The following is a 21,001-nucleotide window of genomic DNA, read 5'->3' as shown; positions in this document are numbered from 1 at the left end:
GAAGCGACACCTTCACCCCATCTTCAACACCCCAACAATGAAAACTCAAGGTTAGTGCTTTGCCTCATCAACTCTCCAACATCTCAACCTCCAGTTTCTCCGCCATCTTCTCCACGTTCTTAAGCGTCAGGTTGCGTTCGCCTCGCTCGACCCCGTCCATGTAGGTGCGGTGGACGCCAAGTTGGTCTGCGAAGGCTTCTTGGTTCAGATCTCTCTGTGCGGTAGGCATGCAGGTTCCTGCCCACCGTCTTCTGGAGAGTATGGTGTGTATCGCCTCGACTGGCGAGATGTGCTTAGCTCTCGTGGTCTCACTCAGTCGTTGGCGCGCTGTCCCGCAGCATGGCAGTGACGAACACCGGCCTCGCCTCCACTAGCCGCGGCAACACCATGACGGTTCACATTGAGGCATGGCACGACAGCGATGCTGAAGGTTCGATTTTGATGGAGTACCCAGCAGTTTGCCACGGTTTTTATGTTGAGTATGACATAAATATGAGAGTGGCATCTCGCCACATTCGCCAGTTCGTCACGACCGAGCCTAAGAGGAGTGCAGACAATGCGGTCACAGCGCGCAACACGACACCATTATCTCGGCAGACTCATTCTCGCAACCATGGCAACGGCAATAGCAATCTCGCTTGGCCTAACTGCTTTCGGCACACTAGTTCCGGCCAGTGCTGCTGAATCTGAAGTCGCCGCTTCAGGCGCCAACCAATCAGGCAGCGCCGAATTGACTAACCAGCAGAAGGCTGACGCCCTCAAGCAAGCCGCCGATGCTGCTGAACAAGCAAACGATATTGAATCGGCAACCACTCTCAGAGGTTGGGCGAATGAGGCTCAGAACGCAACAGGACCTGCCGATATCACAACCCTCTCTGAGTTTCCCCTAAACCCGCAGGCTCAGGTTGGTGGTGACGCCCAACCTGTCGGAATAAGGTCATTCGCCTTCAAAAAGGCTTTGAAGGCTGTCGGCTGGATGATACGAAAAAGCCCTAATGCCTTCATCGACCTCACAAAAAGTTTCTTAGATGATGCCGCTGAAACTGCCTTACGTAGATCGTCCGGGCAGATTGCTGATGCTATCGACGATGTAGCAGGCTTGCCTGACCTTGCTGGGCACATAGTTCGCGAGAAACTCTTCTATGCACTCGAAGGTTCCTTAGGTGGTGGCACCGCCAAAGTTATCGCCGACTCCGTCGAGTGGGCCATGTGGGCACTACTCTAGAGTCCTACCAGGAGCGAGAGGAGATTACAGCGAATGTCAGAGTCCAGCGCAGAGCTAGATGAGTTGCGTCGCCGAGTTGAGGAGCAGTCTCAACGCATCGAAGAACTACAGGATGCCTTGCACACCTTGTCTATAGCGGTCCAGTATCGAAAGGAGGAGCCCTATCTGGCCTTTCAGGCAGAGCACGGTATCACTGGACGGCGAAGAGTCGCGCTGAATGGGGCCATCAATGGGGTGCTGGCCCGAGCGCGAAGAGCCGCACGCCCACTTGACCTAGGTGCTAGTAAAGCGCTCTTGGAAGACTACCCCGCCCTAGCCAAGGCCTATGCGCCAGAACCGATCGACTGGGATGAGGCCGTCCGCATCGTCGGCGAGGTTCTGGGTAGTGAGCATCTCGGTAGGCAGGCGCTGGAGGCACATCGCGCCCGTGGCCTGGGTCTGGAAGGTCACCGAGCCCTTTCCAACTGAGCAATCTGGCTCTTCGTGTTTGAGGGTGTGGTAAGTAAGGCTTATTGATGTGTTCGGGGTGGGGGTGGGTGCGTTGTTGTGGTGGGTAGGGGTCGAGGTCCCCGGATGATGGGAGCTGCTACACAACCGTCACGGGAGACCTCGACGTGTCTGAGACTACCTTCACTGGTCCTGATCTGACGACCTTCCTGGGGCTGGACGCCCTGGGGCTGACCGTGGTGGGCCAGCACCTCACAGTTGAGTGCGCGGTGATCGAGTGTCGCATGCGGACCGGGGTTCGAGGACCCGTTCTGTAGGGCCTGCGGGGCCCAGGGGCAGGCTCGTGGGACGGTGGCCCGGTGTCTGGGTTCACGTGCCGGTGGGGTGGAGGCTCACGCAGCTGATGGTGTGTGGGCGGCGCTTCGCCTGTACCCGCTGCTGCCGGGTGTGGAGGTAAGAGACCTCCAGCTTGGCTGAGCGCAGAGTGCGGCTGACCCGCTCGGCGGTGGAGTGGGGGCTGCGTGCCCTGGGCCGTGAGTCCGTGTTGGTCTCCCGGGTAGCAGCCGCTCTGGGAGTGGCCTGGTACGCCGCCACCAGCCGCGGTCCTGACCTGGGCCGAGCAGATCCTCAACGAGGCGTCCGACCGGTTCTAGGGGGTGGAGGTTCTCGGGGGTTGATAATTTCCCGCGCGCTTCGCTCCCATGTGGGAGGTGCTCCCTCTGTGTGGCGCCACACCAGGCGGGGCGACCGGTACGCCCGCCGTGGTCATCGACATGACCCCCGTGCGCGATCGCAGTGGTCCGGCTCGGCTTCTGGGCGTGGTCCCGGGTCGGTCCAAGAAGGTCCTCAAGACCTGGCTCGCCGCCCGGGACGAGCTTTGGAAATAGGCTGCTCAGGTGGTGGCGATGGATGGCTTAGCGGTTTCAACAGCGCCGCCGACCAGGAGGTCCCACAGGCCCGGGAGGTCATGAATCCCTTTCATGTCGTAGCCCTGGCTGCCGGCAAGCTCGATGAGTGCCGCCGCCGGATCCAGCGGGCGATCACGGGGCGGCGGGGCCGGGCGGGTGACCGGCTCAACCGGGCCAGGCGCACCCTGCTGACCGGGGCCGGCCTGCTCACCGATGCCCAGGCCGAGCGTCTCGAGACCCTGTTCGCCGATGAGCGCCACGCTGCGGTCCAGGCTGCCTGGGGCGTCTACCAGCACCTCATCCAGGCCTACCGCACCGAGGACCCGGGCCTGGGAAAGTACCTGATGCAACGGCTCATCGACTCTCTGAAACAGGCCGTGGCTCCCTGAAATAGGCCATCCCCGACGGGCTGGAGGAGATCCAGACACTGGCTAAGACCCTGATCAGCCGCAGCCAGGACGTTCTGGCCTACTTCGACCTCCCCCGTACCTCCAACGGCCCCACGCCAGGCGATCAACGGGCGCCTGGAGCACCTACGCGGCATCGCCCTGGGATTCCGCAACCTCACGCACTACACCATCCGCAGCCTCGTCCACACCGGACGCCTCAAAGACCACCCGACAACAACCACCTAAACCAGCCGATAAGCCCCACCTACAACACCCTCAAACACGAAGAGCCGGTTTGAGTGTCGCGGGAGTGGGGAGACGGAAATAGTGGCCATATCGCGATCCTCGCCAGGATTGTGTGTGCGAATCAACTGTAGAAGTTGACCGGACTGCCGTCGCCTACTTTGTAGTAGTAGTAACTGTCTTCGAAGGCGCTGCTCAGGCTAACACATTTTGTGTCACCACTATAAACGTTGAAATTATAGCTTGGGCCGCGACTGTTTGTTTCAGGATAAAGGCGGACGTTAATATATCCCCTATACCACCCAGAGCTTTCAGTTACGCAGAACTGGTCGCTTGCGTCATTGTAACTAACTATTGCGCTCCCGTCTGTGCCGTAGTCGGTGGGACCGAAAGAGTTCGCTGAGGCTGGCGCTGCAACTGCTAGTGCTCCAGCAAAAGCTGAGCTGATGGCGGCGGTCTTGATAAGGTTTCGCTTGGTGAATCGCATAGTGACTGTTTCCTTTTGTTGGGTGCTGAAGTCCGGGTGCTTCGTGCTTGTTGTCGTACAACTATGAGAGCTTGAAATCGGCATGAAAGATAGGGGGATCAATCCCCTGTGGTTCGTGTGCGAAGAGGGTGGGCGTGCTGGGGCGCATCGGGTCGCCACCGGCGTGTAGTCGTATCTGGACTAAGCCTGCAAGATCTCCGCTCAGGAACGTGAACATGCTCTCGAGTCCTCGGCAGCAGAAGTGCTGCCGAGGACTCGAGAGTCGTGGGAGGGGATGCGAGGTGGCGGCTGCGCCGCGATCGTCAGGAGAGTGATTCGGGGTGTGCCCGGGTCAGCTGTAGAAGTACTCCGCGCTATACCTTCCTCCAATAAGCGGGATTCCCGTCTGGTAGTAATACCGGCTGTCTTCGTAAGCGGTTGCCAGGCTGACGCACTTGGTTTCCCCATCACTGACCGTAATCTTGTGGCTTGGCCCGCGGCCACTCGTTTCTGGTACGAGATATACCACTGAACCGTGGTGATAGTTCCCCGTCACACAGAACTCGTCTTCTCCGTCGTTGTAATTGACCTTCACCACGCCGTGTGAATCGGTGGGGCCGAAGGAGTTCGCCGAGGCCGGCGCCGCGACCGCCAGTGCGCCGACGAATGCTGAGCCGATGGCGGCAGTCTTGATGAGGTTTTGCTTTGTGAATCGCATGGGGATGCCTCCTTTTGTCTAGATTGAAGTTGGGATGACTTCGGTGCTTGTCTCGGTGTAACCATGTGACCTCAGAATCCAATTCGATGCCAGGGGGATCAATCCCCTGATGCGGTCGCTGCGAGCAATACGAACGCAAATGGCGCGTGCTGCCCGCACACGAGACAACCCCCGTGTGGCGGGGGTGTCAGACGGCGGCGACCAGGCAGATCGAAACCGTGGCAGTGCTGCGGGCTCGACTTCTGCGGTTGCGGGGAGCTGATCCACTCAGGTGCTTGCTCGGGCGTGCGCTCCGGTGCGCCACCTCCGCGGTTTGCTCGCAGGGGTGCCCTCCCGGTAGGCTGCCCGTGCGTCCCACGGCGGAGCTGTGGGAAGGCTGGAGATGTCGCATAGTGGCCTAGTGCGCCTCCCTGCTAAGGAGGTTGGGGTGGAAGCCCCTCGGGAGTTCGAATCTCCCCATCTCCGCCAGAGCAAGAGCCCCGGTGCGCAGCAGCGCGCCGGGGCTTCGTCGTCGGCCCAGCCGTTGCCGCAGAGGGGGCTGTGCCTGGGCCGACCTCCTTTCAACCGACCGAACGGTCGACGGCTCGCATCCTGCGGTCTACCCTGGCAGTAACCCATCAATCGTGCTGGGAGTGAGCGGCCATGACTGACATGGACAACCGAAGACAGGCCATCGTCGGATACGCGCTCATTGGCGGTTTCGTCGCCCTCTTCATCGTCCTCAACTGGGCCGGCCCCGGGCGGGTCCTGTCGCTCGTGTCCGCAGTGGCCGTTGTGGTGACACTGCTAGCGATCAGAACCAGATCGCGTCTCGCCGTGATCGCAGCCGTCATCCTCCTGGCGACGCTACCGTTCGTCGCGCTGCGGACCCACGCGGGCTCCGCCGTCGGCGCCATCGGTCCGCTGGTGATGTTCGTCGGGGTCGCTTGCTGGCAGCGCTGGAGGGATCCGGCTGGATCGGGAGCCGGCGAAACCACTTCGGCGGCCACTCCCCACTGACTGGGGCACGTGAATTAGCCTCGGTCAGAGCGTTCGCCTCTGGCCGATCGGAGCGCCTGCGTGTCTTCCCGCGCCAATCCGGGATAGCGTGATGCTGTACTCGACTGAGAGGGACCTCATGTCTGACCACGACGCAACCCAGCCTCCGGCCTCCGGATCGCCCCACCCCGGTGAGGGGGACGAGTTCAGTGCCCGAACCGTCCTCATCAACCAGGGCATGCTCGACGCCGCGCGCGCAGAGCAGCAGCAGGCCGCCGGACAGGCTCCCGGCTCCGCTCCAGGCGCGATGCCCGGGGCCCAGGCCGGATCGTGGCGCCCCGCGCAGCCCGACCTTCCCACCGGGCCTCCCCCCGAGGAACAGACGCGTGCCTACCCCGCCGGTGCCGGACGGACGGGCGCTCAGCAGGCGGCCGCTTCGGCCGACCCCAGCCTCCAGTCCGGCCCCTTCGCGCAGCAAAACGGGGTCGATCAGTTCGGCAGGCCCGCCCAGCAAGCCCAGCCCGCTCAGTCGGCCCAGTTCGGCCAAGACCCGGCCGCCGGAGCGGGATTCGGCGGGCTCGGCGCTTCGCCGTTCCAGACCGGGCAGCCCGCCGCCCAGCAACCGCCCCAGCCGGCGCCGCGCAGCCAGCCGGCCCAGCCGGCTTGGGGGGCGCCCCAGGTCAACGACGGTGCCGCGGCCGCCTCGCCATTCGCCCAGTCGGCGCCCGGAACCCCCTCGGCGCCCGCCGCTGGACGGCCGGGCATCTCCAGCGAGGATCCCCTGTTTTGGTCGGCGTCGGCGCAGGAGCCCCAGCCCGCCGTTCCCCAGGATCAGCAGGCCTTCGCCCAACAACCCGTGCCGCACTCGCATCCCTTCAGCGGGGGGCGCCAGGAAGGGGAGGTCGGCATGTCCTCGGTCTTCCCCACCGCGACGGCGCGTGCCGAGGCCGAGCAGGCGGCGGAGGCCTTCGCCCCCCAGGGCGCTGCTCAGCCGGTCGCCCAGTCGGCACCGTCGTCGGCCCCCTCCATCCAGTCGCAGGGCTCGGCGCCCCAGTGGGGGTCGGCGCCCTCCTCCGACGCCGCGGCCGGGCAGGCCCCCTCTTTCTCCGAGATGGTCCCTTCCGCGGCGGGAGCGCCGTTCGGGCAGCCGGCGGGTGGTGCGCCGGCCGCAGCCCGGGGTGAGAGTGCCGGCAGCGTCGACTCGGTCGGCAGTTGGATGCTGACGATGTTCCTGATGGCCATTCCGCTAATCGGGTTTGTCTACCTGCTGATGCTCGCCTTCGGCAGTGGCCGCTCCATCGCCAAGAAGAACTGGGCCAGGGCCACTCTCATCTGGGCGGTTATCGCCACCGTCCTGAGCATTGTCGTCTATGCCGTGGTCGGGGCCGCGCTGTGGTCGATGCTGAACTCGTCCGCCAGTGGGGGATGAGCGTTCTGCTGCTGGCAGTGTGAGCGCCGCTGCCGCAACTGCATTCGTAGAGCCGGAGTCCCGTCGGCGGCGGGTGCTCCGGCCCTGTGCCCATCCTCACGGGGCGTGGATTTGTCCCCCGGGTGGACGCTGAGTAATCTTCTACCCGTCGGCAACGACAAGCGCCTGTAGCTCAACGGATAGAGCATCTGACTACGGATCAGAAGGTTGGGGGTTCGAATCCCTTCGGGCGCACCAACACCCCGCCCTCGGCTGAATGAGTCGGAGCCGGGGTGTTTTCCATTTCTGGGATTCCCCGGCTCCGACGGCGCGGCTCAGCTGAGTCGCTGCTGAATCTCCACGTCAGTCTTTCTCACCTTCAGCCCCGGGCTCCGGGTCGGCCGCGCAGACCTCGCCGTTAGAGGGAAGCGTTCCGTTGACGAGGAAGTCGCTGACCTTCGCGCTCGTGCAGGCATTGCGACCGGTGGCTCCGTGCCCGTACATGTCCACGCTCAGCAGATGGCTGTTGCGGATTCTCGACACCAGTGCCTGGGACCACGGGTAGGGAGTGTTCGGATCGTGCAGGATGCCGATGACGAGCATCGGGTTCGTGGCCTCGACGTCGACGTCGACCGCCTTGGTCTTACTGGTGTGCCCCCAGCCGTGGCAGAAGGCGTCGGTCTGGGGAAGCGCGCTGTGGAAAACCGGGTAGTCGTGGCGGTAGGAGGCCAGTGCCGTGTCCCAGCTCGCCTCATTCCCGGTGTCGGGGAAGTCGAGGCACCGGTTGGCCGAGAAGGCCTTGAGGCCCCGGAGCTGCTCGACGACCTGCTTCTCGGTCGTGGGAGGAGGTGCGCTATTGCCCGCGAGGGAGGCGGCGCTCTTCGCCAGTGCGGTGCCGTCGTGCGCGTTCATGGCCTGGGCCAGTCCCTCGTTGAGCAGCGGCCACTTATCGGGCGAGGAGTTGACGAGCTTGCCGATGGCGTTAACGGTCTTGGTCCGGTCCAGGGGTGTAACGGAGTCGGAGACTGTCAGCGGGTTGGCGTCCAGACCATCGAGGAATGCCGCGAGCTGGGCGACCGCCTCATCCGTTGTCCCGCTCAGGGGGAACCCGGCCTGGCCCTGCTGGGACTCGATATAGGTGCGCAGGGCCTGTTCGGCTGCTGCTGCATCACCTTCCATTGCCTCCTGGCGATTCATGGTGGGGTCCATGGCGCTGTCCAGGACGACGCGTCCGATATTGTCGGGGAAGAGCTCGGTGTAGACCGCGCCCAGGTAGGTTCCGTAGGAGTAGCCGAGGTAGTTCAGGTCCTTGTCTCCTACCAGCGCCCGCATGACATCCATGTCGCGGGCCACCGAACGGGTGTCCGCGTGATCGAGGATCTCGGGGACCTCCGTGTGCTCCTGGCAGGCCGTGGCCTCGCGTGAGCCCTGGGCGACGATGTCGGCGGCGCTGCCGGCCGTCAAGTAGGAGGGCATCTCAGCCTGTCCGGCCAGAATCGCCTGGACGTCCTCGGGGGTCCAGCAGGTGATGGGTGTGGATTGGCCGACGCCGCGGGGGTCGAAGCCGATGACGTCGTAGTTCGCCAGGACCTCGGACAGATCGCCGCTCTTGTAGAGCTCGGCGTTGGATTCGATGAGGGAGATGCCGCTTCCCCCGGGGCCGCCGGGGTTGAGGAAGACCGAGCCCTGAGGGGAGGGGTTCGTCGAGGGCAGTTTCTTGAGAGCCACGGTGATGGTCTGCCCCTGCGGGTTGTCATAGTCCAGGGGCACGGTCACGGTGGCGCACTGGAAGGCGGTGCCGGTGGCGTCGTCGGTGCAGTCGGTCCAGGTGAGGTCTTGGTTGTAGAAGGACTCCAGTCCCTTGGGGACGCCCGTCCCCCTGGACCCGGTGGATCCCCCGGAGCTGTTTGAGTTATTGCTGCCGGTGGTCTGAGACGTGCCTGCGGCGCTGCTGGAGGTCGCGCTGCTGTCCAGGACGACGCCGGTCTGATGGGGGTCATGCGAGGGCGGGCTCGCGGCGGCCGCGGCGTTCGCACCGAGCATGCTGCAGGCGGTGAGCGTACCGAGCAGGGTGAGGACGGCGAGGGTTGAGGTGGCGTGCGATGGCGAGGTCTTTCGTAGGTGTCTCATGGAAACAAGCCTTGTGTTTCCGGCGAATATGAACCATCCGGCAGCCTGGCCAGCTGATGTCGGGGTAGCCCGACCCGAGAACCTCCACTATCGGTGCCCGGCGCGGCCCGGGCTCAGGCGCTGGCCGCCTCGAAGGCCTGGGCCAGGTCCGCGATGAGGTCGTCGACGTGCTCGATCCCCACGCTCAGGCGCATGAGTCGGTCGCTCAACCCGTAGGAGGCGCGCACCTCGGCGGGCACATCCGCATGCGTCTGCACCGACGGGCAGGTCACCAGCGACTCCACCCCGCCCAGGGACTCGGCGAAGGTGAACACCCGTACCGAGGCCAGGAACCGGGACACATCCACCGACTCGGCCAAATCGAAGCTCACCATGCCCGAGTGCCCCGTGTAGAGCACGCGCGTCACGTGCGGGCTGGAGCGCAGGAACTCGGCGATCGCGGTGGCGTTGGCCTCGTGGCGCTCCATGCGCAGTGCTAGGGTCTTGAGCCCGCGCAGCAGCAGGAAGCAGTCGAAGGGGCCCAGCGTTGCGCCGGTGGTGTTGAGGCGGTAGTTCAGCCGCTCGGCCAGGACGTCGTCGGCCACCACCGCGACGCCCGCCATGACGTCGTTGTGCCCGCCCAGGTACTTCGTACCGGAGTGGACGACGACGTCGGCCCCCAGCTCCAGGGGCCGCTGCACCACCGGGGTGTAGAAGGTGTTATCCACGACCAGCAGGGCCCCGGCGGCGCGGGCCAGCTCGGCCGCCTCCGGGATCGGGATCTCCACCATCATCGGGTTAGTGGGGGTCTCGATGACGACCAGGTCCGCCGGGGAAGCCAGGGCCGCGCGCAGGCCATCGATCCCCAGGACGAAGTCGACGTCGGCCGTCCCCTCCTCGGCCAGGACCTCCAGGAATCGGAAGGAGCCGCCGTACAGGTCTCGCAGCGCCACGATCCGGCTGCCGTGCGGCGCCAGCGTGCGCGTCACCAGCTCCAGGGCCGCCATCCCCGAGGACAGGGCGAAGGCGGCCGTCCCGCCCTCCAGGCGGGCCAGGGCGTCCTGGAGGACGTCGCGGGTGGGGTTGGCCGAACGCGTGTAGTCGTAGCCCGTCGACTCGCCCAGACCCGGGTGACCGTAGGCGGTCGAGAGGTGGATCGGCGTCGTGATCGCGCCCGTGGCCGGGTCCGTCCCGGTTCCGGCGCGCACCAGCAGTGTCTCCAGGTGGACCTGCGGGGTCGGGGCCGACGACGGGTGGTGGTGGACGGGGAAGGTGCGGGCGGCCGTGGGGCGGGGGCAGTCGGAACGGTCGCTGGACTGTGAGGTGGACTGGCTGGTCATGGGCGGTTTCTCCTCGAGGTAGGGGAGGGCGGGAGGGAATGATGTCTGATGACCGGCCGCCGGCGCGGGCGGCGACCGGTGGCCGGACGCCGGGCGGGCCAACTCAGGCGGACAGGGCGATACGGCCGCGTCGAGCGGTCTTGGCGGCGCGGGCGATGACCGCAGTGGCGGCCGCCTCGAGCCGATCCAGGGCGGCGTCGAGAGTGGTGCGGGCGCAGGCGACGTTGATGCGGGTGAAGCCCTCGCCGCCGGCACCGAAGATCCGGCCGTCGTCGAGCCAGAGCCCGGCCTGGCGCAGCATGAAGTCGTCGAGCTGGTCGGGCTCGAGGCCGGCGGCATCGATCAGGCCCGAGCAGTCCAGCCACAGCAGGTAGGTGCCCTCGCAGGGCGCCGCCTCGATCCCCTCGATCCGCTCCAGGCGCGCCTCGACATGGGCGCGGGCGGCCGCGATGTGCTCGCGCAGGGCATCGAGCCAGGCCTCGCCGCCCTCGTAGGCGGCCCGGCACGCCGTCAGGCCCAGGACGTTGGGCTGGGAGTAGCCGGTGGCGGCCAGCTCGCGGCGGAAGGCCTCGCGCAGGCGCGCATCGGCGATGAGGATGTTGGCGACCTGCAGACCCGCCAGGTTGAAGGACTTCGACGGCGAAGTGCAGGTGATCGTGCGGGCGGCAGTCGCCTCGCCCAGGGAGGCGAAGGGCGTCGTGGCGAAGCCCGGCAGGGCCAGATCGGCGTGGATCTCGTCGGCCACGATGACGACGCCGTGGCGGGACGCCACCTCATCCAGAGCGGCGAGCTCATCTCGGCTCCAGACCCGGCCGACCGGGTTGTGTGGGTTGCACAGGAGCAGCAGGCGCGAGCCGGTCTCCTCGATCGTGGCCTCCAAGGCGGCCAGGTCACGGCGATAGACGCCGTCGGCATCGCGGACCAGCGGTACGGCGGCGACGCTACGGCCGTTGTCCTCGACGACCTCGCGGAAGGGATAGTAGACGGGCTCCTCGATGATGACCGCCTCGCCCGGTGCGCTCAGGGCGCGCACGGCCAGGGCCAGGGCCGGGACAACACCGGGGGTCACAGTGTTCCAGCCCGCCTCCACCCGCCAGCCGTAGCGGCGGGAGAACCAGCCGGTCAGGGCCTCGTTGTAGGCGTCATCGGGATCGGAGTAGCCGAAGATGCCGTGGCGGGTGCGCCACAGCAGGGCGCTGGTGACGGCCGGCGCAGTGGCGTGGTCCATGTCCGCCACCCACAGGGGCAGGACGTCCGCGGGACGTCCACGCTCGACGGCGAAGTCCCACTTGAGACTGGACGTGCCGCGGCGGTCGGGGACGACGTCGAAGGCGGCGGCGTCGACGTCGGGAGCGCCCGAGAAGGGGGAGCGGCCCGTCGAGGTGAAGGCGGCCGCGGGGGAGGAGACGGCGGCGGATGCCCGGGTCGGCGTCGGTGTGAGCGTTGGACGGGTGGGACAGGCGCCGTCGTCAGGTCCGGACGATGATTCAGCGGGAATGGGGGCGTTGGAGCTGTTGATGGGGGTGAGGTGGGCGTGCATGGCTGAGGGTCCTCTCGGGGCCCGGGCGCGACCTGGTGCGCGGACGCGGTGCGTCGGCACAGGGCGTTCCGGGGCGGCCGGCGCGCGGGCCGGCCGGGGTGGCGGGGTGCTGGAGAGATGAACACGGAGGCGGCGGGGCCTCCGCGGAGTGCGACGAACCGGTTTCAAGCGGCTCGGACTCTCACCGTTATCTGTCAGACAGCGACGGCTGGCGCTGTCAGCGCATGCACATTCGACCCTCGCCAAGGGTGCGCACCATCATCGTGCGGGCCTGGGGCAGAGAAGTCGTCATGGCGCAGAGCATAGCGGGCGCGCCGCGGTCGGCGCCACCTCGCTGGTCCATCGCCCGGGCCTCCTGAGGGGCGGGAGGGATTCTCCGGGAAGGAGCCAATCTATATTTTATACCGGTAAATAATGAGTATTATTGGCGATGGCGGTCGCGAACGCCATGACGGGGTCGCGACGGCCGTCGCCGCAGCCATCAGCCGATGGAGGCGGTCTGAGAGAGGGCTCCCCTCCTTCGCGATCAATGACACAGCAAGGAGCTGTACATCCCATGAATCAGAGATCTGACCAACCGATGACCGAAGCCCCGCCCCTCCCTTCGGGCGGCCGAGCAATCAATCGACGCAACATGCTCAAAGGCGTGGGCGGGGTCGCCGCCCTCGTCGCTATGGGCGCCGGCGCTTCCGTGGGCGCCTCGGCCCCTGCCCAGGCCGCGGGCCTGAACATTGTGGAGTACCAGGACGGTGGCCGCATGCAGTACTACCGGTTCTCCACGCCGTCCATCGGGTGGAATCCGGCCGTCAACGTGCTCCTGCCCGAGGGCTATACCTCCTCGCGCCGCTACCCGGTGCTCTACCTGCTCCACGGAGGCGATGCCGACTTCAGGGCATTCGACAACCTGGGCATTCGGGACGTGACCGCAGGTCGCGATCTCATCGTCGTCATGCCCGACGGCGGCAGGGCCGGCTGGTACTCCAACCCGGTGTCCTCGAATGCCGGGCCGCGCAACTGGGAGACCTTCCACATAAGCGAGCTCATCCCCTGGGTCGACGCCACGTTCAGCACCATCGCGGAGTTCTCGGGGCGCGCCGTCTCCGGCTTCTCAATGGGCGGCTTCGGGGCCCTGAAGTACACCGCCAAGTACTACGGTCACTTCGCCTCCGTCTCCAGCCACTCGGGACCCGCCGACCTGCGGGGGCCAATCGGAGGCACCGTTACCAACTGGGCCAATCTTTCCTCCGCGCTGGTTGAGCTCAAGGGCGGCACCATCTATGGCTTCCCCTGGGATGAGGCGCGTGTGAGCGCCGACAACCCGATGGAGCACATCGAGAGCTACCGGGGCAAGCGCATCTTCCTCGTCTCCGGCACCGATCCCGATGTGAATGAGACCTTTGTTCTGCCGACCCAGAGGACCTTCGGCGGTGCCCTGGAGGCCGCTGGTATCCCTCACGAGCGCTATGAGGACTCGGGGACCCACTTCGTGCGCCCGGAGCGGCTGCAGCAGGACATCGACGGCATCATCGCCCACCTGACCAAGGCGGGCTGAGCGCACCGCGCCGCTCTGCGGACTCACGAGGCCCGCAGGCGCGCAACGGTGTACCCGGCCCAGGGGCTCGGCGTCGAGAACCACTCATGCGGCGGTTCTCGACGCCGAGACCTCACATCGGACCAGGCCCGGTCAGCCTGCGCGGCGCAGGCGCAGGGAGTTGGTGACCACGATGACGCTGGAGGCGGCCATGGCGGCCCCGGCGATCATCGGGTTGAGCAGTCCGGCGGCCGCCAGCGGGATCGCGGCCACGTTGTAGGCGAAGGCCCAGAACAGGTTCTGGCGGATGATCCGCAGGGTCGCCCGCGACACCCGCACCGCCGCCACCGCGGCGTCCAGATCCGTGCGCACCAGGGTGATGTCGGCGGCCTCGATGGCCACGTCCGCCCCCGACCCCATGGCCAGGCCCAGCCCCTGCGTGCCGGCCTGGGCCAGGGCGGCGGCGTCGTTGACCCCGTCGCCCACCATGCCGACCACCGCGCCCTCGGCCTGCAGCGCGGCGACGACGTCCCGCTTGTCGGTGGGCAGTACCTCGGCGCGCACCTCGGCGGCGTCGATCCCCACCTGGGCCGCCACGTGCTCGGCGGCCCGGGCGTTGTCCCCGGTCAGCAGCACCGGGCGGATCCCCAGCTCCCGCAGCGCGGCCACGGCGGCTCGCGAGGAGGACCGCACCGTGTCGCGCACCACGAGGACCGCCACCGCCTGCAGCGGCTCCTTGTCGGCGTCGGCCCCAGCCTCGACGGTGTCGGTGGCGTCGGTGGTATCCGCCGCACTGACCGCGACGACGACGGCGGTCGCCCCGGAGTCCTGGGCCTCCTCCACGGCGGCGCTGAGAGCTTTAGGAACCTCCACGCCCATCTCGTCGGCGAGCCATCCCGGCCGGCCCACCGCCACCCGCTGGCCCTCCACGGTTCCCGATACGCCCCTGCCCTCGTGGTTGGAGAAGCCGGTAACCGCCGGTAGGGCGTCCAGGCGCTCGCGGGCGGCCTTCGTGATCGCCGCGGCCACCGGGTGCTCGGAGGCCGACTCGACCGCGCCCGCCAGGCGCAGCGCCTCGTCCCCGAGCGGGGCCGGGCCCGCAGCGCCGTGCGATTCCTCAGACGAGCCAGCGGCCGGCCCGCACACCTCGCGGCAGGCTTCGACGTCCAGGCTCATGCGCCCCTGGGTGACCGTCCCGGTCTTGTCCATGACCATCGTGTCCAGCGTCCGTGTCGACTCCAGTACCTCCGGGCCCTTGATGACCACGCCGAGCTGGGCCGCCCGGCCCGAGCCGACCAGCAGCGCCGTCGGCGTGGCCAGTCCCAGCGCGCAGGGGCAGGCGATGACGAGCACGGCCACCGCGGCGGTGAAGGCCGCCTGTGGGCTGTTGCCGGTGAGCAGCCAGCCCGCCAGGGTCGCGGCCGACAGCAGCAGGACGATCGGCACGAACACCCCAGAGATCTTGTCGGCCAGGCGCTGGACCGGGGCCTTGCCCGCCTGCGCGGCCGTCACCATCTGGCCGATCCGGGCCAGCGTCGTCCCCTCGCCCACGGCCGTGGCCCGTACCAGCAGGACACCGGAGGTGTTGACGGTCGCCCCGGTGACGGCCTGCCCGGCCTCGACCTCGGTGGGCACGGACTCGCCGGTCAGCAGCGAGGCGTCCACGGCCGAGCGGCCCTCGACGACGACGCCGTCGGTGGCCACCTTCTCGCCCGGTCGCACGAGGAACAGGTCCCCGGCAGCCAGATCCTCGATGCTGATGCGTTCCTCGGTGCGGGAGACCTCCGCGCGCGGCGTGCCGTCGGCATCCAGGACGTCGATGGCGTCGCGACTGCCCGAAGGCGAGGTGAGGACCACTCGGGTCACCTCCTTGGCACCCAGCTCGAGCAGAGCGCGCAGGGCGTCGCCGGAGCGGTACTTGGCGCGCGCCTCGGCATAGCGGCCCGCCAGCAGGAAGGTGGTCACCCAGGCGGCCGACTCGAAGTACATGTGGGCGGCGTGCCCCTGTGAGCGCGGCAGCAGCTCCATGCTCATCCGCATGCCGATGTGCCCGGCCCCGCCGAGCAGCAGCGCCCACAGGCTCCAACCGGTCGCCGCGATGACTCCCAGCGACACGAGGGTGTCCATGGTGAAGGCGCCGTGGCGCAGCGCCCGGAAGGCCGCCTTGTGGAAGGGCCACGCCCCCCAGGTCGCCACCGGCAGCGCCATAAGCGCCACCGTCCACTGCCAGCCGGGCATCTGGAGAGCCGGCACCATGGAGATCGCCATGATCGGCACCGACAGGATGAGGCTGTAGATGAGCCTCAGGCGCAGGTCGGCGGCCCGCTCCACGTGCGAGGCGCCCAAGGCCGGCCGGGAGGACTCCGACGCCGCTGCCGTCCCCGACGGTGCGGCAGGGGTCGCTGGTGAGGCCGAGGTGGCCGATGAGGATGTCGTCGCCGAGGCCTCAGGGCCTGTTGACGTCGGGGTCGGCGTCTTTTTGGCCGGGGCCGACGCCGCTGCCGCCGAGTCCGCAGACGGACGCTGAGAATTCTCCTTCGCGGACTCGTCCTGCGAGCCGGTGCCCAGCAGGGCGCCGGAGTAGCCGGCGCGGGCGACAGCAGCAAGGAGATCATCGACGCTTACCGTGCTCGGGGCGGTGACGCGGGCGGACTCGGTGGCGAGGTTGACCGAGGCTGTCACGCCGTTGAGCTTGCCCAGTTTCTTCTCGACCCGGGCCACGCAGCTGGCGCAGGTCATGCCCCCGATGGAGAGGTTGACGGTGCGCAGCTGCTCGTCCTGCTCCTGAGCGGTTGATGTACTCATACGAGTCTCCTTCTGCTGCCGCCCGACGGCGTCCCGCCGGGAACCGTGGGAGGCGGCGTCAACGGTTGGTCGCTGGGCGGCTGCTGGTTGGCCAGTGTTTGATCACTGGCCGTTCACTGGCCGGTTGCTGTCCAGCGCCCCCAGAGCTCGGCGTCGAAGTTGAGCCGCCCGGGCTTGTCTGATTGCCAGTTGTTCTGGTCCAGGGTGATGGTGGTGTAGGTAGCCGGCTTGGCTCCGGTGGCGCCACCCCCTTGTCCCACCTTGTAATCGCGAATGTTCAGGCCCTTGACGGTGCTGTCGGCCGAGCCGAAACGCACCTTCTGACCGTTCTTGTTGGTCAGCATCTGGATCCGGCTCTGGGCGAGGTCGGTGCTCTGCCCGTTCCAGCCGTCAATGACTAGCCCGTCGATCGTGATGTTCTCGGTGTTGGACAGTCCGTACATGCGGATCGCGCAGTTGACGCTGCCTTCGACTCGGGTGTTCGTGAAGGTCATGTTGCTGACCGTTGTGGACGGATTGGCTGTGTTCGTCGCTTCCGGGGCATCCAAGTGCCGGGCCGAGTTGAAGACACAGGAGTTGTGGACGACGTCGCGGGAGAACATCCGGCTGTGAATGATCGCCGTGTCGGTTGTGGTGACGTCGTCGATGTTCCTTGGAGTCCACCCCCACTGGAACACCGGGCCATTCTGGCCCTTCCAGACGACGTTATTACGGAGATCCACCTTGGAGTGGTAGAGCTTGAAGACATCGTCGTTGGCGTGGAAGAAGGAGTTCTCCAGGGTGGACCTGCCCTGGTCGGGGTCGGAGTACATCTCCAGGCCATCGGTCTGCCAATACCAGGCGCCCACCTGCTGGTAGTTGTTCACGTTCATGCGGAAGGTGTTCTCGTTGCCGTAGATCACGAAGGAGTGGTACGGGGGCTCCTTCATGGTTACTCCTTGGAGGGTGAGGTGCTGCGCTGCGTTGGAGGAGCTGAAACGCAGCGGCTTGGCGCAGTCCGCGTGGCAGTCGCCGTTCCTGGAGTGAGTCGAGTCCTGGAAGGACTTAAAACCGTCGAGCGTGTCCGCCTCGTAGACGTACTCCTCTCCGGACAGGACGCCGTACCCCGTCACCCGGTACTCTGCGGCCCCGTTGTCGGCGAAGTGGAAGCCGCCCTTGACGAAGGCGCCCGGCGCCAGATAGACCCGACTGATGTTGCCGGGCAGCTGGGGCAGGTGCGTTGAGCCCATGGAGTAGACGCCCGGCCCGAAGTAGAGGGTGTTCTTCGAGGAGTCCGCACGGGCAGTCTCGTCGAGTGCGCTGATGTCGCCCGGCGTCACCCTCAGGACCTCGGGGGCGCCAGCATCAGGAACCGTGCCCTCAGGGGCCTGGGGCTGAGCGAACAGGAGCATCGCGTTGCGGGGCTCGGACTCCAGGAAGGTCCTCGAGTCCGACTCCTCGCCGAGAACGCCGTCCTTGTCGGCATAGGTGCTGACCGTCTGCGAGGGGAACTCCACCGAGAGCCGGTAGCCGTTCTGAGAGTAGGGGACCCGGATCTTCGCGGTGCGGCCTTCGTTCTCAATGGCCTCGACCTTGATGTTCTTGTCCTCTGTGGAGGTGGGGCGGATCGTGATGTCGCTCGGGTCCTTGACTGAGGCCCCGTTCAGGAGCGTCACGTAGACGAAGACCTCCTTGACCTGCGGGCTGTACTCGAAGGTCGACCAGGACATGGTCGCCTTCGTCGTGGCGGCGTAGTCGGCGCCGTCCTCGGCCGTGTAGCCCTCCTTATCCTTGCCGTTGCGTGGAACGCTCAGGTAGGTGAAAGAGTCCTGCGTCTGATCGGGTGCGGAGACCGGGGCCACGCGCACGGAGTAGAACGGGGACTGGCGCACTTCCTCAGGGGCGACGGCGCCTTCGGTCGCCTTGCTGGCCTTGTCATGGGTCCAGGTGCGGATACCGTTGTGCTCGCCGGCGGCCAGCTGGGCGTCGGGCGCCTCAATGGCTGTGGTCACCGGGCCGGCGGCCGGACTCTCGGCGCTGCGGGGCACGGCCTGTGCCGTGGTGAAGGCTGGGGCTGTCAGGGCGACGGCGAGCGCTGCCGCCCCGAGGAGCCGTCGGGGACGGGACATCGGCATGAGCATTCTCCAATGCGATCTTCAGGGCATGATCCGGTACCGGTCCCGCGGGGCGCGACAAACCCGTTCGGCCGGCCGGTCCCTCGCGGCGACACGATCGGGAGATCGTATGTCGAGCACGCGGGATGTCCGCCGACTGAGACGGCATGAAAGCTACGGGGCGCGCCGGTGACTGAATGGCGGTCGGTCGGCTCAGCTCTCGCGGACGTCGCGCTCGACGGCGTCCAGCGTGTAGTCCCCGGCCTCATCAATGGCCTCGGCCAGGGCCGCGTCCTCGAGGCGGACGTCGGAGAGCACGGTGACGGTGGACTGCCCGCCCTTGTTGAGCAGAACGGAGACATCCTTGACGCCGTCGAGCGCCTCGAGCTCCTCAGTGACGTGGGCGACGCAGTGTGCGCAGGTGAGTCCGGAGACCTTCAGGGTGGTGGTGCGGTCGACGCCGTCGGCGGTGAACTCGGTCATCTTTCACTCCTTGGGAAGTGTGTGAAGAAAGGCGATTGAAGTGGAACGGGAACGAGGCGGCCCGGTCCAGCGGCCCGGGCTGGGGCTCAGGACCGGACGAGCCGGGCGATGGCGTCGGAGGCCTCGCGGATCTTGGCCATACCCTCCTCGTCGCCCGCCTGGGCCGCGTGCAGGACGCAGTGGCTCATGTGATCCTCCAACAGGCCCAGGCTCACGGCCTGGAGCGCCTTGGTGGCGGCGGAGATCTGCGTGAGGACGTCGATGCAGTAGGTGTCCTCCTCGACCATGCGGGAGATGCCCCGAACCTGCCCCTCGATACGGCGCAGGCGCTTGAGGTAGTCCTCCTTGGTCCCGGTGTATCCGGCCATCTCTGTCGCCTCTCCTTCTCGTTCGACGCCGAACATACCCCTAGGGGGTAGATGCGTCAAGTACCCCCTAGGGGTATGTGGTGGTGGCTGCCCGCCCGGTCCGTTCGTGCGGCCGGATGGGCGCGGATCCGGGACAAGGTGGAGGGCGGCGTGGGATGCTCGTGTCATGACCACCGTTGCGAATGCCGCCTCCGGCTCAATCGGCTACAGGACCGCAACCGAGAGGGCGGGGGCGTCTGAAGACCCCGACCTTCAACTCGCCCGGGATCCGAGGGCGGACGCCGGCCGGCTCATGGTGCTGGCCGGCGTCCGCCCCGATCTGCGCCGGATCATCGTCGACAACCCGGCCTGCTCCCCGGAGCTGCGCACCTGGGTCGGCCGTATGGGAACGTCTTCGGTCGGTCCCGGCGACGGGGCGAGTCCCGGCTCCGGGGCCGACTCGGCCTGGGACGGTGGCCTCGACGACTCCCTGTCGCTGGCGCCCACGGGATGGGAGCCGTCCGACATCGGCCTGGGCGACGACCCCTTCGGCTCCGTCCTGGGAGACCCACTTATGGGCTCGCCACTCTTCGACGACGGCGGCCGCGGTGATGATTCCGACGAGGTCGGCGGGCAGCAGCGGGAGACAAGCCGGCGCACGGCCGTGGCGCACACCGCCGCTCGCTCCTCCTCCACGACGGCCGCGCCTCGGACCTCGGCGCCACGCGCCTCGTCTCAACGGACCAGGCCGCATCCGGCTCCACCGATGCCTGCCGCCCCTTCGGGCGCCCGGCCCGGACGCAACGCGCAGCCCGGGGGGCAGGTGCCGGTGCCCGGCCGCCCCGCCGGGCCTGCTGCGCCGGGCTATGGCGGGCCCGGGCACGGCTCCTACGGCAGAGGTCCGCAGGGCGACCCCTGGGTGCCGGGCGGGGTCCCGGGCTATGGGGGCCCACAGCCGACCGTGCCGCCCGGCCCCCCTCCCTCCTACGGGGCGGCGGGGCGATACGGGGTCTCGCGCCGGCCGGGTGGCTCGGCGTCGTCCTCGGGCTCCGGCACGAGCCTGGGCAAGGTAGTCGGCTGGGGCCTGTTCATCCTCATCGTCACGCTCATACGGATGCTGGCCCGCTGAGGTGAGCGAACAGATGGACGTCAGTGTTCACGGCCGATGCTGCGGGCCTCTGAGGGACTGGGGCTCGAGCCCGGGGTCGGGCTGCTGGGGGCACTGGTGACCGGGATCGTGAAGGGGCTGTTGGAGGCGTAGCCGTGCTTGAAGGCCCACACCACGATCTCCAGACGCGAGGTCGTGCCCGTCTTGTGGAACAAGCCGGTGATATGGGACTTGACTGTTGCCTCGGCAATGGCCAGCAGGGAGGCGATCTTGCGGTTCGAGGCCCCTTCGCACAGGAGGTGGAGCACGTCGCGCTCCCGATCCGACAGATGGACGCTCCCATCCGCGCCGCGCACGGAAGCCAACGCGTAGTCGATGAGGCGCGTCGTCGGCGTCGGGGCCACGACCTTCGCCCCGGAATGGACTGTGCGGACTGCTGCGGTGATCTCCTCGGCCGGGGCGCTCTTGAGCAGGAAGCCACTGGCTCCCGCCCCCAACCCCTGAAGGAGGTCCTCGTCGGTATCGACGGTGGTCAGCAGAATGACTCTGGTCGACGGCGAGACGCGGATCACCTCCCTGGTCATTTCCACGCCGTCCATGCTCTCCATATGAACATCGGTGATGAGGACGTCGACCTGACGCGACTGAAGAAACCTCAGGACGGCGTGGGGCGAGCGCGTCGCTGTGAGGACGGTGAGGTCCTCAACGTCAGAAAAATAGGATTCGAGATGGGCCAAGGCCATCGCATCGTCGTCGACCAGGGCGAGGCCGATTCTTTCGGGAGAAATCTGGGAAGACATGTGTCTCCTTGGGCAGATGTGTGCAGGTCGCGGAAGTGGGGGTCGCGGTCTGCTGGGAACAGG

16 protein-coding genes, 2 tRNA genes and 1 pseudogene are annotated in these 21,001 nt (G+C 67.1%); 9 read left to right on the top strand and 10 right to left on the bottom strand.

Annotated features, from left to right (window positions below):
* Positions 1 to 67: 67 nt before the first annotated feature.
* Positions 68 to 229: a helix-turn-helix domain-containing protein gene (locus tag FK256_RS13300; protein ID WP_244936455.1), complete on the bottom strand. Its 162-nt coding sequence runs from the start codon at positions 227 to 229 to the stop codon at positions 68 to 70.
* Between the two features lie 384 nt (positions 230 to 613).
* On the opposite strand from FK256_RS13300, the gene FK256_RS13295 reads away from it, so the two are divergent.
* The 3 genes and pseudogenes from FK256_RS13295 (at position 614) to FK256_RS13285 (ending at position 3,215) form a co-directional block, all read left to right on the top strand.
* Positions 614 to 1,225, top strand: a complete 612-nt coding sequence (locus tag FK256_RS13295; RefSeq protein ID WP_141425073.1) for a hypothetical protein — start codon at positions 614 to 616, stop codon at positions 1,223 to 1,225.
* A 294-nt stretch (positions 1,226 to 1,519) separates the two neighbouring features.
* The gene (locus tag FK256_RS14700; protein ID WP_244936454.1) at positions 1,520 to 1,693 is read left to right on the top strand and encodes a hypothetical protein; all 174 of its coding nucleotides are present in this window, start codon (positions 1,520 to 1,522) and stop codon (positions 1,691 to 1,693) included.
* A gap of 146 nt (positions 1,694 to 1,839) precedes the next feature.
* Positions 1,840 to 3,215, top strand: a pseudogene (locus FK256_RS13285) (ISL3 family transposase).
* 815 nt (positions 3,216 to 4,030) lie between these two features.
* On the opposite strand, the gene FK256_RS13275 reads toward FK256_RS13285, so the two are convergent.
* The gene (locus FK256_RS13275; protein WP_141425072.1) at positions 4,031 to 4,396 is read right to left on the bottom strand and encodes a hypothetical protein; all 366 of its coding nucleotides are present in this window, start codon (positions 4,394 to 4,396) and stop codon (positions 4,031 to 4,033) included.
* Positions 4,397 to 4,774: 378 nt separating this feature from the next.
* On the opposite strand from FK256_RS13275, the gene FK256_RS13270 reads away from it, so the two are divergent.
* The 4 genes from FK256_RS13270 to FK256_RS13255 all read left to right on the top strand — a co-directional run bounded on the left by FK256_RS13270 (position 4,775) and on the right by FK256_RS13255 (position 7,040).
* Positions 4,775 to 4,864, top strand: a tRNA-Ser gene (locus tag FK256_RS13270).
* A 174-nt stretch (positions 4,865 to 5,038) separates the two neighbouring features.
* Complete coding sequence (locus FK256_RS13265; protein WP_141425071.1) at positions 5,039 to 5,395, top strand: hypothetical protein; 357 nt, start codon at positions 5,039 to 5,041, stop codon at positions 5,393 to 5,395.
* Between the two features lie 118 nt (positions 5,396 to 5,513).
* On the top strand, positions 5,514 to 6,803 hold the full coding sequence (locus tag FK256_RS14465) for a hypothetical protein (protein WP_244936452.1): 1,290 nt from the start codon (positions 5,514 to 5,516) through the stop codon (positions 6,801 to 6,803).
* 161 nt (positions 6,804 to 6,964) lie between these two features.
* Positions 6,965 to 7,040: transfer RNA gene (locus FK256_RS13255), tRNA-Arg, on the top strand.
* Between the two features lie 105 nt (positions 7,041 to 7,145).
* Here FK256_RS13255 and FK256_RS13250 read toward each other — a convergent pair.
* The 3 genes from FK256_RS13250 to FK256_RS13240 all read right to left on the bottom strand — a co-directional run bounded on the left by FK256_RS13250 (position 7,146) and on the right by FK256_RS13240 (position 11,771).
* A complete protein-coding gene (locus tag FK256_RS13250; RefSeq protein WP_141425070.1) occupies positions 7,146 to 8,912 on the bottom strand; it encodes an alpha/beta hydrolase in 1,767 nt (588 codons plus the stop codon).
* A gap of 113 nt (positions 8,913 to 9,025) precedes the next feature.
* Positions 9,026 to 10,231, bottom strand: a complete 1,206-nt coding sequence (locus tag FK256_RS13245) for a PLP-dependent transferase (protein WP_141425069.1) — start codon at positions 10,229 to 10,231, stop codon at positions 9,026 to 9,028.
* A 103-nt stretch (positions 10,232 to 10,334) separates the two neighbouring features.
* Entirely contained in the window at positions 10,335 to 11,771 is a 1,437-nt protein-coding gene (locus tag FK256_RS13240; RefSeq protein WP_141425068.1) for a MalY/PatB family protein, read from the bottom strand.
* Positions 11,772 to 12,327: 556 nt separating this feature from the next.
* Between FK256_RS13240 and FK256_RS13235 the strand changes: the two genes are divergently transcribed.
* Positions 12,328 to 13,323 (top strand): alpha/beta hydrolase, encoded by a 996-nt coding sequence (locus FK256_RS13235; protein WP_211343583.1) that lies wholly within the window; start codon positions 12,328 to 12,330, stop codon positions 13,321 to 13,323.
* A gap of 132 nt (positions 13,324 to 13,455) precedes the next feature.
* On the opposite strand, the gene FK256_RS13230 is transcribed toward FK256_RS13235, so the two are convergent.
* From FK256_RS13230 to FK256_RS13215, 4 genes are all read right to left on the bottom strand, one after another.
* Entirely contained in the window at positions 13,456 to 16,107 is a 2,652-nt protein-coding gene (locus tag FK256_RS13230) for a heavy metal translocating P-type ATPase (RefSeq protein WP_141425067.1), read from the bottom strand.
* A 113-nt stretch (positions 16,108 to 16,220) separates the two neighbouring features.
* Entirely contained in the window at positions 16,221 to 18,221 is a 2,001-nt protein-coding gene (locus tag FK256_RS13225; protein WP_170197972.1) for a family 49 glycosyl hydrolase, read from the bottom strand.
* Positions 18,222 to 18,413: 192 nt separating this feature from the next.
* Positions 18,414 to 18,683 carry a heavy-metal-associated domain-containing protein gene (locus tag FK256_RS13220; RefSeq protein WP_141425065.1) on the bottom strand — a complete coding sequence of 90 codons (270 nt, stop codon included), beginning with the start codon at positions 18,681 to 18,683 and terminating at the stop codon, positions 18,414 to 18,416.
* A gap of 86 nt (positions 18,684 to 18,769) precedes the next feature.
* On the bottom strand, positions 18,770 to 19,051 hold the full coding sequence (locus FK256_RS13215) for a metal-sensitive transcriptional regulator (RefSeq protein WP_034472833.1): 282 nt from the start codon (positions 19,049 to 19,051) through the stop codon (positions 18,770 to 18,772).
* Positions 19,052 to 19,217: 166 nt separating this feature from the next.
* Here FK256_RS13215 and FK256_RS13210 point away from each other — a divergent pair, with 166 nt between their 5' ends.
* Positions 19,218 to 20,159 (top strand): variant leucine-rich repeat-containing protein, encoded by a 942-nt coding sequence (locus FK256_RS13210; RefSeq protein WP_141425064.1) that lies wholly within the window; start codon positions 19,218 to 19,220, stop codon positions 20,157 to 20,159.
* Positions 20,160 to 20,179: 20 nt separating this feature from the next.
* Here the strand turns inward: FK256_RS13210 and FK256_RS13205 are convergent, their stop codons facing one another.
* Positions 20,180 to 20,938: a response regulator transcription factor gene (locus tag FK256_RS13205; protein ID WP_141425063.1), complete on the bottom strand. Its 759-nt coding sequence runs from the start codon at positions 20,936 to 20,938 to the stop codon at positions 20,180 to 20,182.
* Positions 20,939 to 21,001: the final 63 nt, after the last annotated feature.

The organism is Actinomyces johnsonii (assembly GCF_006546835.1).
Lineage (GTDB): Bacteria > Actinomycetota > Actinomycetes > Actinomycetales > Actinomycetaceae > Actinomyces > Actinomyces johnsonii.
Note: the sequence above shows the minus strand (reverse complement) of the source record. Positions and strands in the feature narration are given on the sequence as shown.